Raw genomic sequence first — 21,235 nt, 5'->3', positions numbered from 1 at the left:
TGTCGTAACCCGTGCCAATGTCTCAGTTTAATCGCCCTGAGTGGATTTTGGCGAAATCTGGGCGCACTAGCAATTTTGCGTCAAGACTGTCGCTATCGCGCGTACCGCTCCCTTTTCAAAGTTGCACATTCGCCAACATGTTCCCAATCCAAGCCGTCTTTGACATCAGGGCCTGGATGCGGAATGTTAATCGGCGGAAAGCCAACAATGGGAGTTAGTCATGACAATCTACAAGAGTAATGGCGATCGCGTTCCGGATCACATCCTGGCCATGGCCGAAGAAGCCAAGGCAGGTAAGGTTGATCGCCGCGAATTCCTGGCCATGGCAAGCGTCTTCGGCGCCTCGACGGCGATGGCCTATGGTCTTCTCGGTCTCGCCGATCCGACGCCGGCAAGGGCAGAAGAGGTAAAAGGCAAGAAAGGCGGCACGCTGAAGGTCGCGCAGTGGATCAAGGATCCCAAGGATCCTCGCAAGGCCGACTGGTCGGAAATTGCCAATGCCGAGCGCCAGGCACTCGAGCCACTGGTCAAGTACACGAGCGAATATACGTTCCGTCCTTATCTGCTGGAAAGCTGGGACGTGAACGACGACGCCACCCAGTACACGCTGCATGTGCGCAAGGGCGTGACCTGGTCGAACGGCGACCCCTTCACAGCCTCTGACGTCGTCTTCAACCTGAAGCGCTGGGCCGACAAGAAGGCCGAAGGCAACTCGATGCCCGGCCGTCTCGGCTCGCTGGTCAAGGATGACAAGCTCGACGAAAGCGCCGTGAGCATGCCGGACGACCACACGGTCGTACTCAAGCTCGCCAAGCCTGACATCGCGCTCATTCCCAACATGTGCGACTATCCCGGCCTGATCGTGCACAAGACTTTCGACGAGAAGGGCGGCGACTTCAAGGCCTGCCCGATCGGCACCGGTCCGTTCGAGCTCGTCTCTTACGACGTCGGCCAGAAAGTCGTCTACAAGCGCCGCGAAGACAACAAGTGGTGGGACGGCGAAGTGTTTCTCGACGGCATCGAATTCATCGACTACGGCACCGATCCGGCGGCCATGGTCAGCGCATTCGAGGCTGGCGAAGTGCATACCAACTTCGAAACGTCGGCCGACTATGTCTCGATCCTCGACAAGATGGACCTGGTCAAGTCGGAGGTTGTCACGGCTTCGACCATCGTCTGCCGCACCAACGTCAACAACAAGCCCTATGGCGACCAGAAGGTGCGTAACGCCCTGCAACTGGCGGTCGACAACAATGTCGTCCTCCAGCTCGGCTACGGCAATGCCGGCTCGGTCGCCGAAAACCACCATGTCTGCTCGATCCATCCGGAATATTACGAGCTGCCCAAGGTTGCCCGTGATCCGGCCAAGGCGAAGGCGCTGATGGCGGAGGCCGGCCAGGCCGACTTCGAACACGAGCTGATCACCGTTGACGAGGACTGGCACAAGAACACCGGCGACGCGATCGCCGCCCAGCTGCGCGACGCCGGTATCAAGGTCAAGCGCACCGTGCTGCCGGGTTCGACGTTCTGGAACGACTGGACGAAGTATCCGCTGTCCATGACCAACTGGAATATGCGCCCACTCGGCGTGCAGGTCCTGGCCATCGCCTATCGCACCGGCGAGGCCTGGAACGAGGCAGCGTGGTCGAATCCGGATTGGGACGCCAAGCTCAACGCTGCACTGGCCGTTGCCGACGCTGCCAAGCGCAAGGAAATGATGAAGGACATCGAGCAGATCCTGCAGGCTTCCGGCATCATCATCCAGCCCTACTGGCGCAAGCTCTACAGCCACTCGGTCAAGGCGGTGCAAAACTACAAGATGCATCCGACCTTCGAGCGCGACTACGGCAAGGTCTGGCTCGATCAGGCCTGATCGATCGGGCCGGGGGAAGGGGCAATGCCCCTTTCCCTCCCTCTCTGCGTCGCCATTGCAGGTTCGTCCGTAAAAAATACGGACTCACCCGCAAAGGCCGTGCGATAAAAACAGGGTTGATCGCATTCGAGGGCCCGTTTGACGGCCAGTCCGCCGGTGACGGCAGGCGAGGTTTGAAGCCGGCTCAAAACCCACCCCATCGGCAGGGGGCCGCCATGCTTTCTTTCGTTCTCAGGCGTCTTGGCACCATGGCATTGACGATGCTGTGCCTGACGATGATCGTCTTCTTCCTGATCAACCTCGAACCCAACCTGAAGAAGCTGGCGATCAGCCAGACGGAAATGCACACTTCGGCCGAACAGCTGGAGGACTGGCTGGTCAACCATGGCTACCGGCAGAATTTCTTCGTCCGCTACGGACAATGGCTGGGCCTGCTGCCCAAGCAGCCGGTGACCGACCCGGCGACAGGCAAGCCGACGCAGCGTTTCACTTTCTGCAACGATCCGGCCGTACCAACCTTCTCCGGCGTCCTCGAAGGGGATTTCGGTTGCTCGACCAAGTTCAAGACGACCGTCGCCTCCAAGCTGTTCCCGGCACTTGGCGCCACCGGCATCCTGATGTTCTGTGTGTTGGCGGTGATGGTGCCGGTATCGCTCTTGATCGGCATCCTGGCCGGCATGCGCGAGGGATCGCGAACCGACCGGGTGCTTTCGGTGGCCTCGATCGCCTCGACGGCGACGCCCGAATATGTGTCGGGCGTCATCTTCACCGTCATCTTCGCCTCATGGCTCGGCTGGTTGAACGGTTCGGCAGCGTCCGCAAGCCAGGGCATCACCTTCTACAATTTCACCCTGCCGGTGATGACGCTGGCGATCTACGGCATCGGCTACATCGCCCGCATGACCCGCGCCTCGATGGTCGAAGTGATGACGCAGCAATATATCCGCACCGCCCGATTGAAGGGTCTCTCCTTCGGCGGCGTGGTGGTGAAACATGCGCTGCGCAACGCGCTGATCGCACCGTTCACCGTCATCATGCTGCAATTTCCCTGGCTGCTTACCGGCGTCGTCATCGTCGAGGTGATGTTCCGCTACCAGGGCTTCGGCTACACGCTGGTCGAGGCCGCCGGCAACAACGACATCGACCTTTTGCTTGGCTGCTCGCTGGTCTCGGTGTTCATCGTCTTGATCACACAGCTCATTTCCGATGTCGGCTACGCGTTTCTCAATCCGCGTATCAGAGTTCAGTAGGGGGCGAAGCGGATGCAGGTCCAATATATCAGTGCCTTCAGCGTCATTCTCGAAGTGCTGTCGCGCTTCTGGCCGGTTTGGATTGCGCTCATCATCGTCATGGGTGCGAGCTTCGCCTACAAGAAGAGGCTGGCGCTCTACGGACAGCTGTTCGACAGCGGCGTCGGCATTGTCGGCGTCGGCATCTGCCTGTTCTGGCTGTTCACGGCAATCTTCGCATCGACCATCTCGCCTTTCGATCCGCTGGCCCAGGTCCCGGTGATGAAGGACATGCTGCCCGGCGCCATCGAGCCGCAATCGGGGCTTGTCTATCTGTTCGGCGGCGACAAGCTGGCACGCGACGTGTTTTCGCGCATGGTCTATGGCAGCCAGATCGTGCTGATCATCGCGCCGGCGGCGACCGGCTTCGCGCTGATGGTCGGCATCACGCTTGGCCTGCCCGCCGGCTATTACGGCGGCAAGATCGACACGGTGCTGTCGTTCCTGGCCAATCTCGTGCTGGCCTTCCCGGTCATCCTGCTGTTCTACCTCCTGGTGACGCCGGGCATCATGGACACGCCGATCCCCTATGCCATGGCCGGCGTGTTCTTCCTGTTTCCGATCATCTTCTTCAGCGTGCTGTTCTGGACGCGCTACAAGAACCGGCCAGACCGGCTGTACATCCTGCTCGGCCTGACACTGATAATAGGCGGCTGGATCTATCTGGGCCTTGTCTTCGATAAGGACCCGCTGCACATCGTCCACATCGATCCCAACCAGCTCAACATCTTCGTGGCGGTGGTGTTTGCCTCCAGCCCCGGCGTGTTCCGCATCGTGCGCGGCCTGGTGATGGACATCAAGACGCGCGACTATGTGGCGGCGGCGCAGACGCGCGGTGAATCGCCCTGGTACATCATGCTTTGGGAGATCCTGCCCAATGCGCGCGGACCGCTGATCGTCGATGCCTGCCTGCGCATCGGCTACACCACCATCCTGCTCGGCACGCTGGGCTATTTCGGCCTCGGCCTGGCACCGGAAAGCCCCGACTGGGGCACGGCGATCAAGGACGCCAGCCGGCTGCTGCGCTCCTTCATCCATCCGGCGCTGCCGCCGACGATCGCGCTGATGTCGTTCGTGCTGGGGCTCAACCTTTTGGCCGACTCGCTGCGTGAACAATCGATGAAAGACTGATTGACGGGCTCCGGCCCGCATCTGGTAGAATTTGGATTGGAGCGACCCATGAACGAGGCAGTTCGAAATCCCGCAGAGCCGATCATCGAGATCGAAAACCTGTCGATCTCCTTCTTCACCCGCAAGGGCGAAATACCGGCGGTCATGGATTTTTCCTGCACGGTCATGCCCGGAGAAGCGATGGGCATCGTCGGTGAATCCGGCTGCGGCAAGTCGACCGTGTCGCTCGGCATCATGCGCGACCTTTCCAACATCGGGAAGATCGTCGGCGGCAGGATCAAGTTCCAGGGCAAGGACATGGGCGAGCTCTCCGAGGAGGAGCTGCGCGCCATCCGCGGCAACAAGATCGCGATGATCTACCAGGAGCCGATGGCCAGCCTCAATCCGGCGATGAAGGTCGGCCAGCAGTTGATGGAAGTGCCGCTTATCCACGACAAGGTGTCGAAGGAAGAGGCCTACAAACGCTCCCTCGAAATGGTGCGTGCGGTCAAGCTGCCCGATCCCGAGCGCATGATGCGCTCCTATCCGCACCAGCTCTCCGGCGGCCAGCAGCAGCGCATCGTCATTGCCATGGCGCTGCTGTCGAAGCCGGCACTGCTTCTGCTCGACGAGCCGACGACGGCGCTCGACGTGACGGTGGAGGCGGGCATCGTCGAACTGGTCAAGGGACTGGGCGAGAAGTTCGGCACGTCGATGATCTTCGTGTCGCACAATCTCGGCCTTATCCTCGAGACCTGCGACCGCATCACCGTGATGTATTCGGGCGAGGCGGTGGAGACCGGCAAGATCAAGGACGTGTTCGACCGGATGCGCCATCCCTACACGCAAGGGCTGTTCCGTTCGATCCCGCTGCCGGGCGCCGACAAGAATTCGCGGCCGCTGATCTCCATCCCCGGCCAGTTGCCGCTGCCGCATGAGCGGCCGAAGGGCTGCAATTTCGGTCCGCGCTGCCACCATTTCGTCGAGGGCGTCTGCAACGCCGCCGAAATCCCGATGGTCGAGGTCGCCGGCCACGAGGGCCATTTCTCACGCTGCGTGCGCTTCAACGAGATCGACTGGGAGGCGCTGCCGCCCGGCGCCAAGAAGGTCAATGAGCGCGTCGTGCCCGGCGCGCCGGTGCTCAAGATCGAGGATCTCAGGAAATACTACAAGGTCGGCGGCAGCGAGGTGTTCGGCTCGAGCGAGGGCCGCGTCGTCAAGGCCAACGAGACCATCTCCTTCATGGCGCGCGAGTCCGAGACCGTCGCCATCGTCGGCGAATCCGGCTGCGGAAAGTCGACGCTGGCCAAGGTGCTGCTCGGCCTGGAGACGGCAAGTGCCGGCACGGTGACGCTGGGCAACAAGCAGATCCAGTCGACCGGTATCGAGAGCCGCAGCGTCGAAACCGTGTCGTCGATCCAGATGGTGTTCCAGAACCCGTTCGACACGCTGAACCCCAGCCATTCGGTCGGGTCGCAGATCATCCGCACGCTGGAGAAGTTCAATGTCGGCAAGACGGTCGCCGACCGCCGCAAGCGCATGCTGGAATTGCTCGACTTGGTAAAGCTGCCGCGCGCCTTCGAGACGCGCAAGCCGCGCCAGTTGTCCGGTGGTCAGAAGCAGCGCATCGGCGTGGCGCGCGCCTTTGCCGGCGATGCCAAGGTGGTGGTGGCCGACGAGCCGGTCTCGGCACTCGACGTGTCCGTGCAGGCGGCGGTGACCGAACTGTTGATGGACATACAGCGCAAGAACAAGACGACGATGCTGTTCATCAGCCACGATCTGTCGGTCGTGCGCTATATCGCCGACCGCGTCGTCGTCATGTATCTCGGCTATATCGTCGAGCAAGGCACGACCGACCAAATCTTCGCGCCGCCCTATCACCCTTATACCGAGGCGCTGCTGTCGGCGATCCCGATTGCCGACACCAGCGTGGTGAAAAAGCACATCGTGCTCGAAGGCGACATCCCCTCGGCGATGAACCCGCCGACCGGCTGCCCGTTCCAGACACGCTGCGGCTACAAGAAGCTGGTGCCGGACAATCTGTGCGAGACCAAGGTGCCGCCGGTCAAGCATCTCGGCGACGGCCATATGAGCCTGTGCTGGCTTGCCGACGACGTGCTGGCCAAGATGGAGCCGGTGATCAAGTTCGACAAGGAGCATGCCGCGCATGAGGGCGTGCCGGACGACGCGGTGCAGGGCGAAGGTCCAGGCTTTGCCGGTTCGCCGCCGGCGCGTCCGAGCGGCAAAAACGCCAGTGCGAAAGCCGACGCGACCGGAAAGGCCGTCGAGGACGCGGACGCCGTCCTGCGAGCCCGTCGACACGAAATCCGCGACGAGGTTTCCGAAACCGGTGTTTCAAAGCCGAAGGATACGACAAGGCGGCACTAACCCAGGCTGAGTGTCAGCTTCCGCACTGCCGCAACTGCGCTTCATAGTCCCGCGCCATCTTGTCGGTGGCCCGGGCGTAACCCTGTACGCCGGCGTCACCGCGGTTGCCGCGGCCGTAGGCGGTCCAGCCGAGATAATAGGCGAGGTAGAGATTGTAGGTATCGTTGCGGGCGACGCCGTAGCTGTCTGCCGTCTTGGAATGATACCAGCCGACGAAGTCGACGGCATCGGCGAATCTGCTGCGCCGCGCCGCCCAGTTGCCGGTTTCGCGCTGATATTGCGACCATGTGCCGTCGAGCGCCTGCGAGAAGCCGGTGGCCGACGAGACGTGCTTCCAGGGAATGAAGCCGAGAAGCTTGGTGCGCGGCGGCCGGGCATTGCTCTTGAAGCCGGATTCCTTGCGCACCGTCGCCATCAGCACGGGGACCGGCACGCCATATTTCTGCGCGGTGCGTTCGGCCGCGGACTGCCAGTTGTCGAACCAGCCGTCATTCTGGTCGAAGACGGCACAGACATTGTTGATGTGACTGGGCGCGGTCGCGCAGGCCGAAAGTGCCAGCAACACGCCAACCGCTACAATTTTACTAAAACTCGACCTACGCATCGGATGAGCAATAGGCCGAAATCATAAAAGGAATCTTGCTGCCGCCGTTAACGCCTCGCGGTCACGAGCGCTCGCGAAAAAGCCCTGTAGATATCCCGACTCTTTCTGCCGCTTTTTATAAAATGGCACTGCGTAAATGCCGCCTTGGCTAAAATCACGCCCGTAAACGGCGCATTTCTGACAGCCTGCCTGGTTTGCCAAGGCTTTGATGCCGGCATGAGCGAACCAAGACGCAAGCGCGGCGCCGAGCGCACCAGCAACCGGGGGCCGGCGCCCATCCCGCAACTGCCGCAAAGGCGGGTAACCAATCCCTATCCGCCGATGGCGTTGCTGTCTCCAGACCAGGTCGAGGCGATCCACCAGGCCTCAATGCATATATTGGAGAATTTCGGCATCGAGGTGATGAGCCGGCGGGCGCTGTCGCTGTTCGAGCAGGCGGGCGCCAGGGTCGATCACGCCTCGGCCAATGTCCGCATCGATCGCGGCATGGTCGACGAGGCGCTCAAGACGACGCGCTCCAATTATACGCTGACGCCGCGCAACCCGGCCAACACAATTCATCTCGGCGGCAACACCATCAATTTCACGCTGGTTGCCGGCCCGCCCAACGTGCACGACATGGAGCGTGGCCGCCGCGCCGGCAATCTGCGCGACTATGCCGATCTCACCCGGCTGGCGCAGAATTTCAACTGCGTTCACATGCTCGGCAACCAGGTCTGCGCGCCGGTCGAGCTGCCGGCCAATTCGCGCCATCTCGATACCTACTTCACCAATCTGACGCTGACCGACAAGAGCTTTCATGTCTCGGCGATCGGCCGGGGCAGGGCGCTGGACGGCATCGAGATGATGGCGATCGCGCGCGGCCTGACATTGGACCAGCTGCGCGACGATCCGGGCATCGCCACCATCATCTCGGTCAATTCGCCGCGCCGCTTCGACGAGATGATGGCCGAAGGGCTGATGACCATGGCCGAGTTCGGCCAGTCGGTGGCGGTGACGCCGTTCACGCTGATGGGGGCGATGAGCCCGGTGACGCTGGCGGGTGCCTTGGCGCAGCAGAATGCCGAGGCACTGTTCGGCGTCGTGCTGACGCAATTGGTGCGGCCGGGCGCGCCTGTCATGTATGGCGCCTTCACCTCCAATGTCGACATGAAGTCCGGTGCACCGGCCTTCGGCACGCCGGAGAACACAAAGGCCAATATCGCCTCCGGGCAATTGGCGCGGCGCTACGGGCTGCCCTACCGGACGACGCCGGGCTCGGCCTCCAATGCGGCAGATGCGCAAGGCGCCTATGAGACGCTGATGGCGCTGTGGGGCGCGGTGCTCGGTCATGGCAATCTCGTCTATCACGCCGCCGGCTGGCAGGAGGGCGGGCTGACGGCGTCGTTCGAAAAGTTCATCATCGATGTCGAGATGATCCAGCACATGATGGAGTTCCTGCGGCCGATCGTGGTCGACGAGGCGGAACTCGCCGTCGAGGCGCTGGGGGCGGTGCCGACGGGCGGCCATTTCTTCGGCGAGCCGCACACGCTGGAGCGCTACGCCACCGCCTTCTATCAGCCGATGCTGTCCAACTGGCAGAATTTTGAAGCCTGGCAGGAGGCCGGCAGCCTCGATGCAACAGCGCGCGCGACGCGGCTGTGGAAGAAGGCGCTGGAAGACTATGTCGAGCCGGCGATGGATGTCGCCGTGCGCGAGGCGCTCGATGCCTACGTGGCCAGGCGCAAGGAAGCGATCGGGCAGGGCGAGCCGTGATGCCTCCCATCCTGAATCCATTTACCCATCCAACTCACTGATATCAGAGAAAAATCCATGAAATCGCATGCAAAGGTCGTGGTCATTGGCGGCGGTGTCGTCGGGTGTTCCGTGCTGTTCCATCTGGCCCGCCATGGCTGGACCGACGTGGTGCTTCTGGAGCGCGACGAGCTGACATCCGGCTCGACCTGGCACGCGGCGGGCGGCATGCACACGATCAATGGCGACCCCAACGTCGCCAAGCTGCAGAAATACACGATCAGCCTCTACAAGGAGATCGAGGAGCTGTCGGGTCAGGCGACCGGCGTGCACCTGACCGGCGGCGTGCTGCTCGCCGCGACCGAAGCGCGGCTGGACTGGCTGCGCGGTGTCGTCGCCAAGGGCCGCTATCTCGGCATCGATCTGGAAGTGATCTCGGCGACAGAAGCGGCCGAGCTGATGCCGCTGCTCGACCCCAAGCAGTTCGTCGGCGCCGTCCGCAACAAGGAGGACGGCCATCTCGATCCCTCCGGCGTCACCCACGCCTATGCCAAGGCCGCGCGGAAGCTTGGGGCGGAAATAGAGCGCTTCACCAAGGTCGAGGACATTGTGCGGCGGCCCGACGGCCTATGGCGCGTCATCACCAACAAGGGCGAGGTGGTGGCCGAGCATGTCGTCAATGCCGGCGGCCTGTGGGCGCGCGAGGTCGGCCGCATGGTCGGGCTCGAATTGCCGGTGCTGGCCATGGAGCACATGTACCTGATCACCGAGGACATGCCGGAAGTCGCCGCCTGGAACGCCAAGACCGGCACCGAGATCATCCATGCGGTCGATTTCGACGGCGAGCTCTATCTGCGCCAGGAGCGCGGCGGCATGCTGATGGGCACCTATGAGAAAGCCAACAAGCCGTGGTCCGAATACCAGACCCCTTGGAATTTCGGCCATGAATTGCTGGCGCCCGACATCGACCGCATCGCACCGTCGCTGGAGGTCGGGTTCCGGCATTTCCCGGCCTTCCAGAACACGGGCATCAAGCAAATCATCAATGGGCCTTTCACCTTCGCGCCCGACGGCAACCCGCTGGTCGGGCCGGTACGCGGCCTGCCGGGCTTCTGGGTCGCCTGCGGTGTCATGGCCGGTTTTTCGCAGGGCGGCGGCGTCGGTCTCGCGCTGTCCAACTGGATGATCGAGGGCGACCCCGGCGCCGACATCTGGGCCATGGACGTGGCGCGCTATGGCGACTGGGCGACGATGGCCTACACCAACGCCAAGGTGCGCGAGAACTATTCCAGGCGCTTTTCGATCCGCTTCCCCAATGAGGAACTGCCGGCCGGACGGCCGCTCAAGACGACGCCGGTCTACGATCTGTTGTCGGCCAAGGGCGCGCAGTTTGGCGTCGCCTATGGGCTGGAAGTGCCGCTCTGGTACGCGCCGGAAGGCGTCAAGGACGAGTTCTCCTGGCGGCGTTCCAGTGATTTCTCACATGTCGCCAGAGAGGTCGCGACGGTGCGCGACGGCGTCGGCCTGGCGGAGATTTCGAGCTTCGCCAAATACAAGGTGACGGGCGAGGGGGCGGCTGCCTGGCTCGACCGCATGCTCGCCTGTAAACTGCCCAAGCCTGGCCGCATGACGCTGGCGCCGATGCTGAAGGACGACGGCAGGCTGATCGGCGATTTCACGCTGGCCAACCTGGGCCCTCCAGATCGAGATGGGGATGGCTGGTTCCTCGCCGGCTCCGGCATCGCCGAGCAGTATCATATGCGCTGGTTCGAGCAGCATCTGCCTGGCGACGGCTCGGTTCATATCGAGGCGCTGGGGGCGAAACTCACCGGCCTTGCCATTGCCGGCCCGAAGGCGCGAGAGGTGCTGGCCAAGGTCAGCCGCGCCGATGTTTCGAACGTGGCCGTCCCGTTCATGGCGGTGGCCAGGATGGATATCGGCATGGCGCCGTGCCTGGTCGGCCGCGTCAGCTACACCGGCGATCTCGGCTATGAGATCTGGGTGGCGCCGGAATATCAGCGCGCGGCTTATCATGCGCTGATGGCGGCAGGCGCGGAGTTCGGCATCGGCCTGTTCGGCTCGCGCGCGCTCAATGCGCTCAGGCTCGAGAAGAACTACGGCTCATGGGGGCGCGAATACCGGCCGATCTACGGGCCGCTCGAAGCCGGTCTCGACCGCTTCGTCGCCTATGGCAAGGAAGCCGATTTCATCGGCAAGGCGGCGGCGCTGGCCGAGCGCAAGCAAGGCGGAAAATTGCGGCTGCGTGCCTTCATTGTCGAGGCCGACGATGCCGATGTCATCGGCGACGAACCGATCTGGTTCGGCGGCGCGGTGCTCGGCTGGGTGACGTCGGGCGGCTACGCCCATCATTCGAATAAGTCCGTCGCCGTCGGCTATGTGCCGAAGGAGATCGCCGAGGAGAGCGACGGCTTCGAAATCGAGTTGCTGGGCAAGCGCCATGCGGCGCGCATCCAGGCGACACCGCTGTTCGACGCGAATTTTGAGCGCATGCGGGGGTGAAGGTTCACCCCGCATGGCGAGCGTCAAGCTTTGCGATTGTCCAGCGCGAAGGCGCCGGCACCGGCGAAGACCAGATAGAGGAAGATGAAGCAGAAGGAGATCGCCGCGTCGCCGCCATTGTTGGCCGGGAAGAAGTCGCGCGGGTAGTGCGCCATGAAATAGGCGATCGCCATTTCGCCGGCCAGCAGAAACGCGACCGGGCGAGTGAACAGGCCAAGCGCCAGCAGGATGCCGCCGGCGAATTCGAGGATGCCGGCGGCCGTCGTTAGCCCGGTGAGGACGTGAGGCTCGGCGCTGGCGGGGAAGTTGAACAGTTTCTGGCTGCCATGCTCGATGAACTGCAGCGCGGTCATGATGCGCAGCACGCCGAGCGCCTGCGGCTGGTATCTGGAGAGGCCTTCGAAAAGCTTCATCTGAAACTCCATTTTCACCCTCCCGGTCCGGCCATAGATTATGGTCCGGCGATGGACCATTCACTTCCCATGGCGCGCCATCAACAATCGGTGATTGGAAATGTTCTCCGGCATGCCCTTTCATATTGCTCTCGTCAGGGTTGCATTTATATCGCCATGGTTGTATTTGAGATGGACACTCTAAACCTGTGGGTTCCCTTGCCATGAAAAAAGTCGTCATAAGTCTATTCGCACTCCTTGCAGGCACTAGCTTCGCCATGGCCGAGGACGCCGGTTGCGAGGCCTTCAAGTGGCCTGTGACGCGGGAACAGGCGCTGTTTGCCGCGGCACCCGCAACGCCGGCTGGAGCGGAGCTGGCCGTGGGTGCTGCCGCGGACCTGGCGCTGGTTCCGGCGGAGAAAGCCGGTTTTACGTTGCCGCCCGAGCGCGCGCCGGCGGAGGGCACGTTCGGTGCCGTCGCCAGCGTGGACGTGCCGGCCGGAGGAGCCATTCAGATCAGCCTGTCGGGCGAGGCCTGGATCGATGTCATCCAGGACGGCAAGGCCATCAAGTCGGCGAGCTATAGCGGTGTGAAAACCTGCCCCGGCATCCGCAAGAGCGTACGCTTCAAGCTCACTGCCGGCCCGGCCACCGTCCAGTTCAGCGGCGCGAAAAAGGCCGAGCTGAAGGTCGCGGTGCTGACGCCGGAATAGGGCGGCACGCAGAGCAATGCGGCCTTTCATCGGTGGTGAGATGAAAGGCCGTCGCTTCGTGGTGGCGTTGTCTGTTTCCGTCAGCGCACCGGCGCCATCAGCGCGAAATGCGCGTCTTGCGGGTCCTGGCACTGCACGACCCAGCTGCCGCCGGGGACCTCCATCGGTCCCATCAGGATCTTGCCGCCATTGTCGGTGACGCGCTTTGCGGCCGCGTCAATGGCCGGAACGTTGAAATAGAACTGCCAGACCGGGACGGGGATCTGTTCAGGCTTGTTCATGATACCGCCACCAGATTCGGGGCCGGCGGTAAAGGTCTGGTAGGTGCCCATCGGGCCCATGTCGAAATCGCCGGCATCGACCCAGCCGAACTGGTCGGAATAGAAATCGAACGCCGCCTTCCAATCCGATGTGTACAGCTCGTGCCAGCCGATATGGCCGGGCGTGCTGGCCGGTACGACAGGCTGGTCGGGGCCGTTGGGCTGCAGGAACATGAAGGTCGCGCCTTGCGGGTCGGCGACGACGGCGAAGCGGCCGACGCCCGGGATGTCGTCGGGCTCGCGGTGGACGGCTCCGCCAGCTGCCTTCAATGCTTTGGTCGACGCGTCCACATCCTTGGTGTGGATATAGCCGAGCCAGGCGGGCGGCATACCCATCTTGGCTGCGTCCTCTGGCATCGTCATCAGCCCGCCGACGCCACGCTCGCCGACATTCATGACGATGTAGCGCGGCATGCCGGGCGCTTTGTCGAAGGGCTGCGCCGTCCAGCCGACAACCTTGGTGTAGAAGGCTTCGGCGGCGTCGAGGTCTGAAGTCATCAGTTCGTACCAGAAGAAGGGCATTGGGGATTTCGGCATGGTCGGTCTCCTCACCGTTCGGCATCGATCGTTGTCCGATCCACCGCAGGACGATCCTGGCCACGCAAATCCGACAACCGCCCCGGACAATAATGCCTGCCCATGACATGCGTTCCCGGTTGCGTGCCCCTCGATTTTCGATTTTCTCTACGGCAAGGGGGTTGTTCATGCGCCAGATGTCGCTCACGCCGGAGCTTGTCGCACTGTGCCACAGGGAAGAGGCCGATCCCGGCCCGGATCCGAGCTGGACGGAGCTGAAGGACGGGGATTTCCAGACGCTTGCATTGCGGCTGTCCGGCGAAGCGGACGAGGGGCCGCTGTGGGTGTTCGCCTACGGCTCGCTGATCTGGAAGCCGGAATTCGAATCGGTCGAGCAACGGCTCGCCACGGCCTTCGGCTGGCACCGCTCTTTCTGCCTCGACATGGTGCGCTGGCGCGGCAGCGCCGCGCAGCCGGGGCTGATGATGGCGCTCGAACGCGGCGGTCGCTGCAACGGCGTGATCTACCGTTTGCCGGAGGGTGAAAAGCCGGCGCAGATCGAAAGGCTGCTGCGCCGCGAGATCAGCGACCATGAGAGCGTCAGCTCGGTCAGGTGGCTGCCTGTGCATACGACGCAAGGCGCGCTCCGCGCACTCGGTTTCTGGGTTGGCGTGAAGGGCAGGGGTACGTCGCTGGGCCAGCCGCTGGACAGAGTGGCGAGCATATTGGCCAGGGCCTGCGGCCATATCGGTTCCGGCGCCGAATATCTCTACAACACGGTCAGCCATCTCGAAGCGTTCGGCATCCATGATCGCAATCTGTGGCGGCTGCAGGAACTGGTCGCGGACGAGGTCCGGGCCCTCCACGGCCGGCCGGTCGACCAGGGCGGTGCACCCAGGCAAGAGCAGCCGTCCACGGCATAACATGAGTGAAAAAATCATGTTTTTATCTAGCCTTTTCAGCAGCTTGTGCCAAAAATTGACCAATTGATAAAAAAATAAAACGTGCTAGCCTTCCCCAAAACGAAAACAAGGGGAACTGACAATGCCAGAAGGCCAGTTCAAGGAAGGTATCGTCGGCGGCCGGCTTCCAGCCGAGCAGTATGCGGACAATTTTTCCGACCTGCATCCGCCGCTCGATCACCACGAGGCGCTGGTCGAATCCGACCGCTGCTATTTCTGCTACGACGCGCCGTGCATGAACGCGTGTCCGACCTCGATCGACATTCCGCTGTTCATCCGCCAGATCTCGACCGGCAATCCGATCGGCTCGGCCAAGACCATCTTCGATCAGAACATTTTGGGCGGCATGTGCGCCCGCGTCTGCCCGACCGAGACGCTGTGCGAAGAGGTCTGCGTGCGTGAGGTGGCGGAAGGCAAGCCGGTGCAGATCGGCCGCCTGCAGCGCTACGCCACCGATGTCGCGATGGCCGAGAACAAGCAGTTCTACGCGCGCCCGGAGCCGACCGGAAAGACCATTGCCGTGGTCGGCGCCGGCCCGGCCGGCCTTGCCGCTGCGCACCGGCTAGCCCGCCATGGCCATGACGTGACCATACTGGAGGCGCGGCCGAAGGCCGGCGGCCTCAACGAATACGGCATCGCCGCCTATAAGAGCGTCGACAATTTCGCCCAGGCCGAGGTCGACTATGTCACCGCGATCGGCGGCATCGACATCCAGAACGGCAAGGCGCTCGGCCGCGACTACCAGCTCTCCGACCTGATCCGCAACTACGATGCGGTGTTCCTCGGCATGGGGCTTGGCGGCGTCAACGCGCTGCGCGCCGATGGCGAGGATGCCGCCGGCATCACCAATGCGGTGGAGTTCATAGCCGAGCTGCGCCAGGCCAGCGATCTCGCCAGCCTGCCTGTCGGCCGCCGCGTCGTCGTCATCGGCGGCGGCATGACGGCGATCGACGCCGCCGTGCAGTCGAAGCTGCTCGGCGCCGAGGAGGTGACGATCTGCTACCGGCGCGGCCAGGAGCACATGAACGCCTCGGAGTTCGAGCAGGACCTGGCCGCCGCCAATGGCGTCACCATCCGCCATTGGCTGCAGCCGAAGCGGGTGATCACCGACGCCGGCCAGGTGTCGGGCATCGAACTCGAATACACGGCATTGAAGGGCGACAAGCTTGCCGGTACCGGCGAGACGCTGACGCTTGTCGCCGACCAGGTGTTCAAGGCGATCGGCCAGAGCTTTGTCCCGGCCGCGCTCAACGGCAGCGAGGCCTCGATCGAGCTCGAAGCCGGGCGTATAAAGGTCGATGGGGAAGGGCGCACCTCGCTGGCGAAAGTCTGGGCCGGCGGCGACTGCATCTTTGGCGGCGACGACCTGACCGTTTCGGCGGTCGCGCAGGGCCGTGACGCTGCCGAGAGCATGCACAGGAGTCTGACGCAGGGATAAGGATCATGGCCACGGTGGAACCGGGCATCGCCCGTCACTACGACATAGCGGGTCTCGAGCAGCGCATCCTTGCCGCGCTCGCCGATATCGGCGTGGACGTTGCCCATCTGCGCGCCGGCGATCTTGAGGCGGTCGACGAATTCCACATTGGCGGTATCGCCGCCACAAGGGAACTCATCGGGCAGATGGGTTTGAAGCCGGGAGCCGGGCTGCTCGATATCGGATCGGGGGTGGGCGGTCCCGCCCGTTTTGCCGCCAACGAAGCCGGCGCCGACGTCACCGGCATCGATCTTACGCAAAGTTATGTCGACATCGCGACCAGCCTGTCGAAGCGCGCGGGCATGGTCGACAGGACGCACTTCGTGCAAGGCAGTGCGCTGGACATGCCATTCGCCGATGCCAGCTTCGACGCGGCCATGATCCTGCATGTCGGCATGAACCTTCCTGACAAGAAAAAGCTGATGAGCGAGGCCGCGCGTGTGCTCAAGCCGGGCGGCGTCTTTGCCGTCTACGACGTGATGCGGCTCAAGGATGGCGCGCTGACCTATCCGCTGCCATGGGCATCGGATGAGAGCATGTCCTTCGTTGCCACGCCCGACGACTATCGCTCGGCTGCCACGGCTTCCGGCTTCTCCGTCGTCGCCGAGCGGCGGCGCGGTGCTTTCGCCGTCGAATTCTTCGCCGCGATACGTGCCCGGATGGCCGCCGCGCAAGCGGAAGGCAAGAAGCCGCCGCCCGGCGTCGGCCTCGTCATGGGCGAAGACGCCGGCACCAAGATCGCCAATGTCACCGCCGCGCTTGAAGGCGGCATTCTCGCACCCGTTGAACTGCTTCTTCGTCTCGGCTGAAAGGGACCTGTCATGGCAGACCTCCGCAACAATTTCGTCGGCATCAAATCGCCAAATCCGTTCTGGCTGGCCTCGGCACCGCCCACCGACAAGGCCTACAACGTCATCCGCGCCTTCAAGGCAGGCTGGGGTGGCGTGGTGTGGAAGACGCTGGGCGAGGAAGGCCCGCCGGTCGTCAACGTCAACGGCCCGCGCTATGGCGCGATATGGGGCGCCGACCGGCGCCTGCTCGGCCTCAACAACATCGAACTGATCACCGACCGCGACCTGCAGACCAACCTGCGCGAGATGAAGCAGGTCAAGATGGACTGGCCCGACCGCGCACTCGTCGCCTCGATCATGGTGCCTTGCGAAGAGGCAAGCTGGAAAGCCATCCTGCCGCTGGTCGAGGAGACCGGGGCCGACGGCATCGAGCTCAATTTCGGCTGCCCGCACGGCATGTCGGAACGCGGCATGGGCGCGGCCGTCGGCCAGGTGCCGGAATATATCGAAATGGTGGTGCGCTGGTGCAAGCAGTATACGCGCATGCCCGTCATCACCAAGCTGACGCCCAACATCACCGATATCCGCAAGCCCGCGCGGGCGGCACATGCCGGCGGCACCGACGCGGTGTCGCTGATCAACACCATCAATTCGATCACCGGTGTCGACCTCGACAGTTTCGCGCCGATGCCGACCATCGACGGCAAAGGCTCGCATGGCGGCTATTGCGGCCCGGCGGTGAAGCCCATCGCCATGAACATGGTGGCCGAAATCGCGCGCGATCCGGAGACACACGGCGTGCCGATCTCCGGCATTGGCGGCATCACCACCTGGCGCGACGCCGCTGAATTCATGGCGCTCGGCGCCGGCAACGTGCAGGTGTGCACAGCGGCGATGACCTACGGCTTCAAGATCGTGCAGGAGATGATCGCCGGTCTGGAAAACTGGATGGACGAGAAGGGCCACCGCTCGCTCGACGACATTATCGGCCGCGCCACGCCCAACGTCACCGATTGGCAGTATCTCAACCTCAACTATGTCGCCAAGGCGCATGTCGACCAGGACGCCTGCATCAAGTGTGGCCGCTGCCACATCGCCTGCGAGGACACTTCGCACCAGGCCATCACCAGCGTGGTCAATGGCGTGAGACACTTCGAGGTGATCGAGGCCGAATGCGTCGGCTGCAATCTGTGCGTCAATGTCTGCCCGGTCGAGAACTGCATCTCCATGGAGCCGCTGGCTGCCGGCGTCATGGACCAGCGCACCGGCAAGCCGGTGTCGCCGATCTACGCCAACTGGACGACGCATCCGAACAATCCGATGGCCAAGGTGGCCGCGGAGTAGCCACAGACACGCAAAAACGGCGCCTTCGGGTGCCGTTTTTCTTTTTCCTATTGCGGATAACAATTATCCACGATAAATAGTATCCATGAATAGGAAATCAGCATCATGAAGCTGGGCGAGGGCGTTGAGGCGGCCATCCATTGCGCGGCCACGCTTGCGAGCGTCGAGGGCAACAGCACCATGCCGGGTGCTGCTCTCGCCGAGTGTTTCGGACTGTCGCCCAGCTATCTGCTGAAGCATCTCAACATGCTGGCCGCCGCCAGCATTCTTGAATCGGTGCCGGGGCCGGCTGGCGGCTACCGGCTGGCGCGGGCGGCCGAACGCATCACCCTGCTCGATATCGTGCTGGCCATAGAAGGGCGCGAACCGGCATTTCGCTGCGGCGAAATCCGCCGCAACGGGCCGGTCAAGATCGACGCCTCGGCCTATGTCAAACCCTGCGGCATCAATGCCGCGATGCTCAAGGCCGAGCGCGCCTATCGGGCAGCGCTTGCTGAGGTGAAGCTGTCCGACATCGTGGCGGACTACACGGCCGAAGGCGATCCCAGATCCTTTGCCGCGAGCTGCGCCTTCGTGGCGCGCCACCAGCGGCCGCAGAAATCCAGTTCAACCCCGCCAAAGCAGATGTGAAAGGATATCAGATGAAACAGAGGATGCAGTTTTTCGCCAAGGCGCCGGAGATCATGAAGGCGGTGTCGGCGCTCAACAAGGCGGTCGACGAATGCGGGCTCGAGGTCAGCCTGTTGCACCTGATCAAGCTCAGGGCCTCGCAGATCAATGGCTGTTCCTTCTGCGTCGAGATGCACAGCCGCGAGGCGCGGCGAGATGGCGAAACCGAGCAGCGGCTCTATCTCGTCGCGGCCTGGAAGGAATCGCCATTGTTTTCCGAACGCGAGCGCGCCGCTTTCGCCTGGACCGAGGCGGTGACCCTGATCGCCAACAATGGTGTGTCGGATGAGCTCTATGCCCGCACGCTTGAGCATTTCTCGGAAGAGGAACTGGTCAAGCTGTCCGTCGCGCTCGGCATGATCAACACCTGGAATCGGCTCTGCATCCCGTTCCAGGCCATTCATCCGATGCCGGCCGCCAAGGCCGCCTGATCTTATCGCCGTTGGAGCTCCGTCGAGGAGGCGGCGCTCCCCATTGGTTTCAAAGGGAGTATTTTATGCCTGCCGATTTGCCATCGATCTTGTTGTTTGTGGGCCGCCTGGTGCTTGGCGGCGCCTTCGTCTTCGCCGGCCTGCGCAACATCCTGAACGCCGCTTTCCTGACCGGGCTGATGGCCGCGCGGGGCGTGCCGCAAGCGCGGCTGGAGCTGTGGGCCGGCATTGTGCTCCAGATCATCGCCGGTGTCCTGGTGATGGCCGGCCTGTGGACGGCACTCGCCTGCGCGGTGCTGGTGCTGTTCCTGATCGTCGCCACGCCGATGTTCCACAATTTCTGGGACCACCAGGGCCCGGATCGCGCGGCGCGCATCAACGGCTTCGTCGGCAATGTCGCGCTGGGCGGCGGTTTCCTGACGTTGATCGCGCAGACGCTCTGAGGGTCTAACTCAGGCCGCGAACCGCAACCCGCCATCGCAGGTCAGCACCTGGCCGGTCATGAAGCCGTTGGACACGAGGAAGGCAATCGCCGAGGCGACGTCCTCGGCGCGGCCGATGCGGCCCACAGGCGTCTTGCCGGCATATTCGGCAAAGACCGCCTGCCGCTGGTCGTCGGGCAAAAAGTTCCACCACGGCGTGTCGATGACGCCGGGCGCCACGACGTTGACGCGCAAGGGCTTCAGTTCGACCGCGAGGATCGGCGCCACGGTCAAGAGCATGCCGTTGATGGCGCCGATGCCGGCGATGCCAGGCATTGTGGCCTGAGCCGACACCGCGGATATGAAGGTGACCGAGCCCGATTTGCTCAGCGTCGGCAAGGCGGCCTGCAGGCAGGACAGTTGCGGCCGCACCTTCTCTTCGACGCCGCTGCCGAGATCGGCAAGGTCAAGCGTCTCGAACGGGCCAAGGCCCTTGCCGCCGCTGGCCGCCAGGACGAGGTGGTCGAACGGGCCGAGGCGCTCGAAGAACTGGCGGACCTCGTCCGGCTTCGACGCATCGAACGCGGCCTTGTCGGCGGCGCCGCCGAGGCTCTTCCAGGCGCCGATGAGCTTGTCCTGGTTGCGCCCGGTGATCGTCACCTTCATGCCTGGGCCGAGCAGTTTTCGCGCGGTCGCCAGGCCGATGCCGGATGAGCCGCCGATGATGACTGTGTGTTCGGTTCTGTTGGTCATGAGTGCTGTTCCCTGGATTTCGAGGAGGCCGGGCCGACAAGGTCGAGGCTCAGCTTTCGCAATTGTTGCCGTGCCCTGGCGTCATAGGCCTGGGCATCGGCGCGGGCTTCGCGCAGTCCGTCGAAATAGAGGCCGCTGCGGCCTTCGAGCGCGGGAGCGGCGGCGAGGTTGACGATGGCTTCGGCGCCGGTCCCGACCGAACTCCATGGCGTCACGCCGGCCTGCCGGACCATGGTGGTGTTCATGTAGCTTGCTGGGTGCAGCGCGTTGACGGTGACGCCGGTGCCTTTCAGCTCTTCCGCCAGATCGACGGTGAACAGGATTTGCGCCAGCTTGCTCTGGCAATAGGCGCGCACGCCGCTATAGCCGTGGGTGAGCATCACGTCGCCGAAATCGATCGCTTGCTGGCCGGCCGAGGCGACGTTGACGATGCGCGCCGGGGCGCTGGCCTTCAGCAGAGGCAGAAGCTCCGAGGTCAGCAGGAAACCGGCGAGATAGTTGACGGCGAAGCGCAGTTCGTAGCCATCGGTACTGATCTGCCGTTTGGCGCCCGCCGTGCCGATGCCGGCATTGTTGATGAGAATATCGAGCCGGTTCGTCCGGGCACGTACCGCCTCGGCGAGGCGGCGAATTTCGGCCAGTGAAGCAAGGTCGGCGGCGAGGAATTCGGCCTTGCCGCCGGCGGCTTCGATCTCGGCGACCGCTGCCTTGCCGCGCGCCGCGTCGCGGCCATGCACCAGCACCCCGGCGCCGGCGGCACCCAGCCGTTGCGCGACGACGCGGCCGACGCCGTCGGTCGAGCCGGTGATGAGGATTGTCTTGTCTTTCAGGTCCATGTCCAGAGCCTCCTGTCTGCTGCTCTGAACGCAAGATGGGACGTCTGGCCGATCTCAAACAGTTCAAACTTTATCCTGGTATCAATAC

The 21,235-nt window shown here is 63.3% G+C and carries 19 protein-coding genes; 14 read left to right on the top strand and 5 right to left on the bottom strand.

The genetic code is table 11. The features are described from left to right. Nucleotides 1-220: 220 nt before the first annotated feature. From FJV80_RS26005 to FJV80_RS25990, 4 genes are all read left to right on the top strand, one after another. Entirely contained in the window at nt 221-1,873 is a 1,653-nt protein-coding gene (locus FJV80_RS26005; RefSeq protein ID WP_095787691.1) for an ABC transporter substrate-binding protein, read from the top strand. A 215-nt stretch (nt 1,874-2,088) separates the two neighbouring features. Continuing rightward, a complete protein-coding gene (locus FJV80_RS26000) occupies nt 2,089-3,123 on the top strand; it encodes an ABC transporter permease (protein WP_095773873.1) in 1,035 nt (344 codons plus the stop codon). 12 nt (nt 3,124-3,135) lie between these two features. Beyond that, a complete protein-coding gene (locus tag FJV80_RS25995) occupies nt 3,136-4,293 on the top strand; it encodes an ABC transporter permease (protein ID WP_095773874.1) in 1,158 nt (385 codons plus the stop codon). A gap of 48 nt (nt 4,294-4,341) precedes the next feature. After that, nucleotides 4,342-6,663, top strand: a complete 2,322-nt coding sequence (locus FJV80_RS25990) for an ABC transporter ATP-binding protein (protein ID WP_095773875.1) — start codon at nt 4,342-4,344, stop codon at nt 6,661-6,663. A 13-nt stretch (nt 6,664-6,676) separates the two neighbouring features. Here FJV80_RS25990 and FJV80_RS25985 read toward each other — a convergent pair whose 3' ends face one another. Then, entirely contained in the window at nt 6,677-7,267 is a 591-nt protein-coding gene (locus FJV80_RS25985; RefSeq protein WP_095773876.1) for a transglycosylase SLT domain-containing protein, read from the bottom strand. A gap of 216 nt (nt 7,268-7,483) precedes the next feature. On the opposite strand from FJV80_RS25985, the gene FJV80_RS25980 reads away from it, so the two are divergent. Both FJV80_RS25980 and FJV80_RS25975 read left to right on the top strand, forming a co-directional pair. Then, nucleotides 7,484-9,022, top strand: a complete 1,539-nt coding sequence (locus FJV80_RS25980) for a trimethylamine methyltransferase family protein (RefSeq protein ID WP_142877801.1) — start codon at nt 7,484-7,486, stop codon at nt 9,020-9,022. A 57-nt stretch (nt 9,023-9,079) separates the two neighbouring features. Beyond that, on the top strand, nt 9,080-11,521 hold the full coding sequence (locus FJV80_RS25975; RefSeq protein ID WP_142877800.1) for an FAD-dependent oxidoreductase: 2,442 nt from the start codon (nt 9,080-9,082) through the stop codon (nt 11,519-11,521). Nucleotides 11,522-11,544: 23 nt separating this feature from the next. On the opposite strand, the gene FJV80_RS25970 is transcribed toward FJV80_RS25975, so the two are convergent. Further along, nucleotides 11,545-11,934 carry a DoxX family protein gene (locus FJV80_RS25970; RefSeq protein ID WP_095791051.1) on the bottom strand — a complete coding sequence of 130 codons (390 nt, stop codon included), beginning with the start codon at nt 11,932-11,934 and terminating at the stop codon, nt 11,545-11,547. A gap of 188 nt (nt 11,935-12,122) precedes the next feature. Between FJV80_RS25970 and FJV80_RS25965 the strand changes: the two genes are divergently transcribed. Continuing rightward, complete coding sequence (locus FJV80_RS25965; RefSeq protein WP_142877799.1) at nt 12,123-12,626, top strand: hypothetical protein; 504 nt, start codon at nt 12,123-12,125, stop codon at nt 12,624-12,626. A gap of 80 nt (nt 12,627-12,706) precedes the next feature. Here FJV80_RS25965 and FJV80_RS25960 read toward each other — a convergent pair whose 3' ends face one another. Continuing rightward, the gene (locus FJV80_RS25960; RefSeq protein WP_142877798.1) at nt 12,707-13,483 is read right to left on the bottom strand and encodes a VOC family protein; all 777 of its coding nucleotides are present in this window, start codon (nt 13,481-13,483) and stop codon (nt 12,707-12,709) included. A 167-nt stretch (nt 13,484-13,650) separates the two neighbouring features. Between FJV80_RS25960 and FJV80_RS25955 the strand changes: the two genes are divergently transcribed. The 7 genes from FJV80_RS25955 to FJV80_RS25925 all read left to right on the top strand — a co-directional run bounded on the left by FJV80_RS25955 (nt 13,651) and on the right by FJV80_RS25925 (nt 19,579). Continuing rightward, on the top strand, nt 13,651-14,385 hold the full coding sequence (locus FJV80_RS25955; protein WP_142877797.1) for a gamma-glutamylcyclotransferase: 735 nt from the start codon (nt 13,651-13,653) through the stop codon (nt 14,383-14,385). Between the two features lie 121 nt (nt 14,386-14,506). After that, nucleotides 14,507-15,862: an NAD(P)-dependent oxidoreductase gene (locus FJV80_RS25950; protein ID WP_142877796.1), complete on the top strand. Its 1,356-nt coding sequence runs from the start codon at nt 14,507-14,509 to the stop codon at nt 15,860-15,862. A gap of 5 nt (nt 15,863-15,867) precedes the next feature. Beyond that, nucleotides 15,868-16,710, top strand: a complete 843-nt coding sequence (locus FJV80_RS25945) for a methyltransferase domain-containing protein (protein ID WP_095773882.1) — start codon at nt 15,868-15,870, stop codon at nt 16,708-16,710. A 12-nt stretch (nt 16,711-16,722) separates the two neighbouring features. Continuing rightward, on the top strand, nt 16,723-18,036 hold the full coding sequence (gene preA, locus FJV80_RS25940; RefSeq protein ID WP_142877795.1) for an NAD-dependent dihydropyrimidine dehydrogenase subunit PreA: 1,314 nt from the start codon (nt 16,723-16,725) through the stop codon (nt 18,034-18,036). A gap of 105 nt (nt 18,037-18,141) precedes the next feature. Next, nucleotides 18,142-18,666: an Rrf2 family transcriptional regulator gene (locus FJV80_RS25935; RefSeq protein ID WP_142877794.1), complete on the top strand. Its 525-nt coding sequence runs from the start codon at nt 18,142-18,144 to the stop codon at nt 18,664-18,666. Between the two features lie 11 nt (nt 18,667-18,677). After that, the gene (locus tag FJV80_RS25930; protein ID WP_142877793.1) at nt 18,678-19,136 is read left to right on the top strand and encodes a carboxymuconolactone decarboxylase family protein; all 459 of its coding nucleotides are present in this window, start codon (nt 18,678-18,680) and stop codon (nt 19,134-19,136) included. Between the two features lie 65 nt (nt 19,137-19,201). Further along, nucleotides 19,202-19,579, top strand: a complete 378-nt coding sequence (locus FJV80_RS25925; protein ID WP_142877792.1) for a DoxX family protein — start codon at nt 19,202-19,204, stop codon at nt 19,577-19,579. A gap of 9 nt (nt 19,580-19,588) precedes the next feature. Here FJV80_RS25925 and FJV80_RS25920 read toward each other — a convergent pair whose 3' ends face one another. After that, entirely contained in the window at nt 19,589-20,311 is a 723-nt protein-coding gene (locus tag FJV80_RS25920) for an SDR family oxidoreductase (protein ID WP_142877791.1), read from the bottom strand. Next, nucleotides 20,308-21,147, bottom strand: coding sequence for an SDR family NAD(P)-dependent oxidoreductase (locus FJV80_RS25915; protein WP_142877790.1), 840 nt, complete (start codon nt 21,145-21,147; stop codon nt 20,308-20,310). The genes FJV80_RS25920 and FJV80_RS25915 overlap by 4 nt, the downstream gene beginning before the upstream one ends. Nucleotides 21,148-21,235: the final 88 nt, after the last annotated feature.

The sequence above is a fragment of the Mesorhizobium sp. WSM4310 genome (genome assembly GCF_007003935.1).
Lineage (GTDB): Bacteria > Pseudomonadota > Alphaproteobacteria > Rhizobiales > Rhizobiaceae > Mesorhizobium.
Note: the sequence above shows the minus strand (reverse complement) of the source record. Positions and strands in the feature narration are given on the sequence as shown.

What these genes read in the sequence shown, in the direction of transcription:
- FJV80_RS26005 (WP_095787691.1), top strand. Translation starts at nt 221, where the DNA reads ATGACAATCTACAAGAGTAATGGCGATCGCGTTCCGGATCACATCCTG.
- FJV80_RS26000 (WP_095773873.1), top strand. Translation starts at nt 2,089, where the DNA reads ATGCTTTCTTTCGTTCTCAGGCGTCTTGGCACCATGGCATTGACGATG.
- FJV80_RS25995 (WP_095773874.1), top strand. Translation starts at nt 3,136, where the DNA reads ATGCAGGTCCAATATATCAGTGCCTTCAGCGTCATTCTCGAAGTGCTG.
- FJV80_RS25990 (WP_095773875.1), top strand. Translation starts at nt 4,342, where the DNA reads ATGAACGAGGCAGTTCGAAATCCCGCAGAGCCGATCATCGAGATCGAA.
- FJV80_RS25985 (WP_095773876.1), bottom strand. Translation starts at nt 7,267, where the DNA reads ATGCGTAGGTCGAGTTTTAGTAAAATTGTAGCGGTTGGCGTGTTGCTG.
- FJV80_RS25980 (WP_142877801.1), top strand. Translation starts at nt 7,484, where the DNA reads ATGAGCGAACCAAGACGCAAGCGCGGCGCCGAGCGCACCAGCAACCGG.
- FJV80_RS25975 (WP_142877800.1), top strand. Translation starts at nt 9,080, where the DNA reads ATGAAATCGCATGCAAAGGTCGTGGTCATTGGCGGCGGTGTCGTCGGG.
- FJV80_RS25970 (WP_095791051.1), bottom strand. Translation starts at nt 11,934, where the DNA reads ATGAAGCTTTTCGAAGGCCTCTCCAGATACCAGCCGCAGGCGCTCGGC.
- FJV80_RS25960 (WP_142877798.1), bottom strand. Translation starts at nt 13,483, where the DNA reads ATGCCGAAATCCCCAATGCCCTTCTTCTGGTACGAACTGATGACTTCA.
- FJV80_RS25955 (WP_142877797.1), top strand. Translation starts at nt 13,651, where the DNA reads ATGCGCCAGATGTCGCTCACGCCGGAGCTTGTCGCACTGTGCCACAGG.
- FJV80_RS25950 (WP_142877796.1), top strand. Translation starts at nt 14,507, where the DNA reads ATGCCAGAAGGCCAGTTCAAGGAAGGTATCGTCGGCGGCCGGCTTCCA.
- FJV80_RS25945 (WP_095773882.1), top strand. Translation starts at nt 15,868, where the DNA reads ATGGCCACGGTGGAACCGGGCATCGCCCGTCACTACGACATAGCGGGT.
- preA (WP_142877795.1), top strand. Translation starts at nt 16,723, where the DNA reads ATGGCAGACCTCCGCAACAATTTCGTCGGCATCAAATCGCCAAATCCG.
- FJV80_RS25935 (WP_142877794.1), top strand. Translation starts at nt 18,142, where the DNA reads ATGAAGCTGGGCGAGGGCGTTGAGGCGGCCATCCATTGCGCGGCCACG.
- FJV80_RS25930 (WP_142877793.1), top strand. Translation starts at nt 18,678, where the DNA reads ATGAAACAGAGGATGCAGTTTTTCGCCAAGGCGCCGGAGATCATGAAG.
- FJV80_RS25925 (WP_142877792.1), top strand. Translation starts at nt 19,202, where the DNA reads ATGCCTGCCGATTTGCCATCGATCTTGTTGTTTGTGGGCCGCCTGGTG.
- FJV80_RS25920 (WP_142877791.1), bottom strand. Translation starts at nt 20,311, where the DNA reads ATGACCAACAGAACCGAACACACAGTCATCATCGGCGGCTCATCCGGC.
- FJV80_RS25915 (WP_142877790.1), bottom strand. Translation starts at nt 21,147, where the DNA reads ATGGACCTGAAAGACAAGACAATCCTCATCACCGGCTCGACCGACGGC.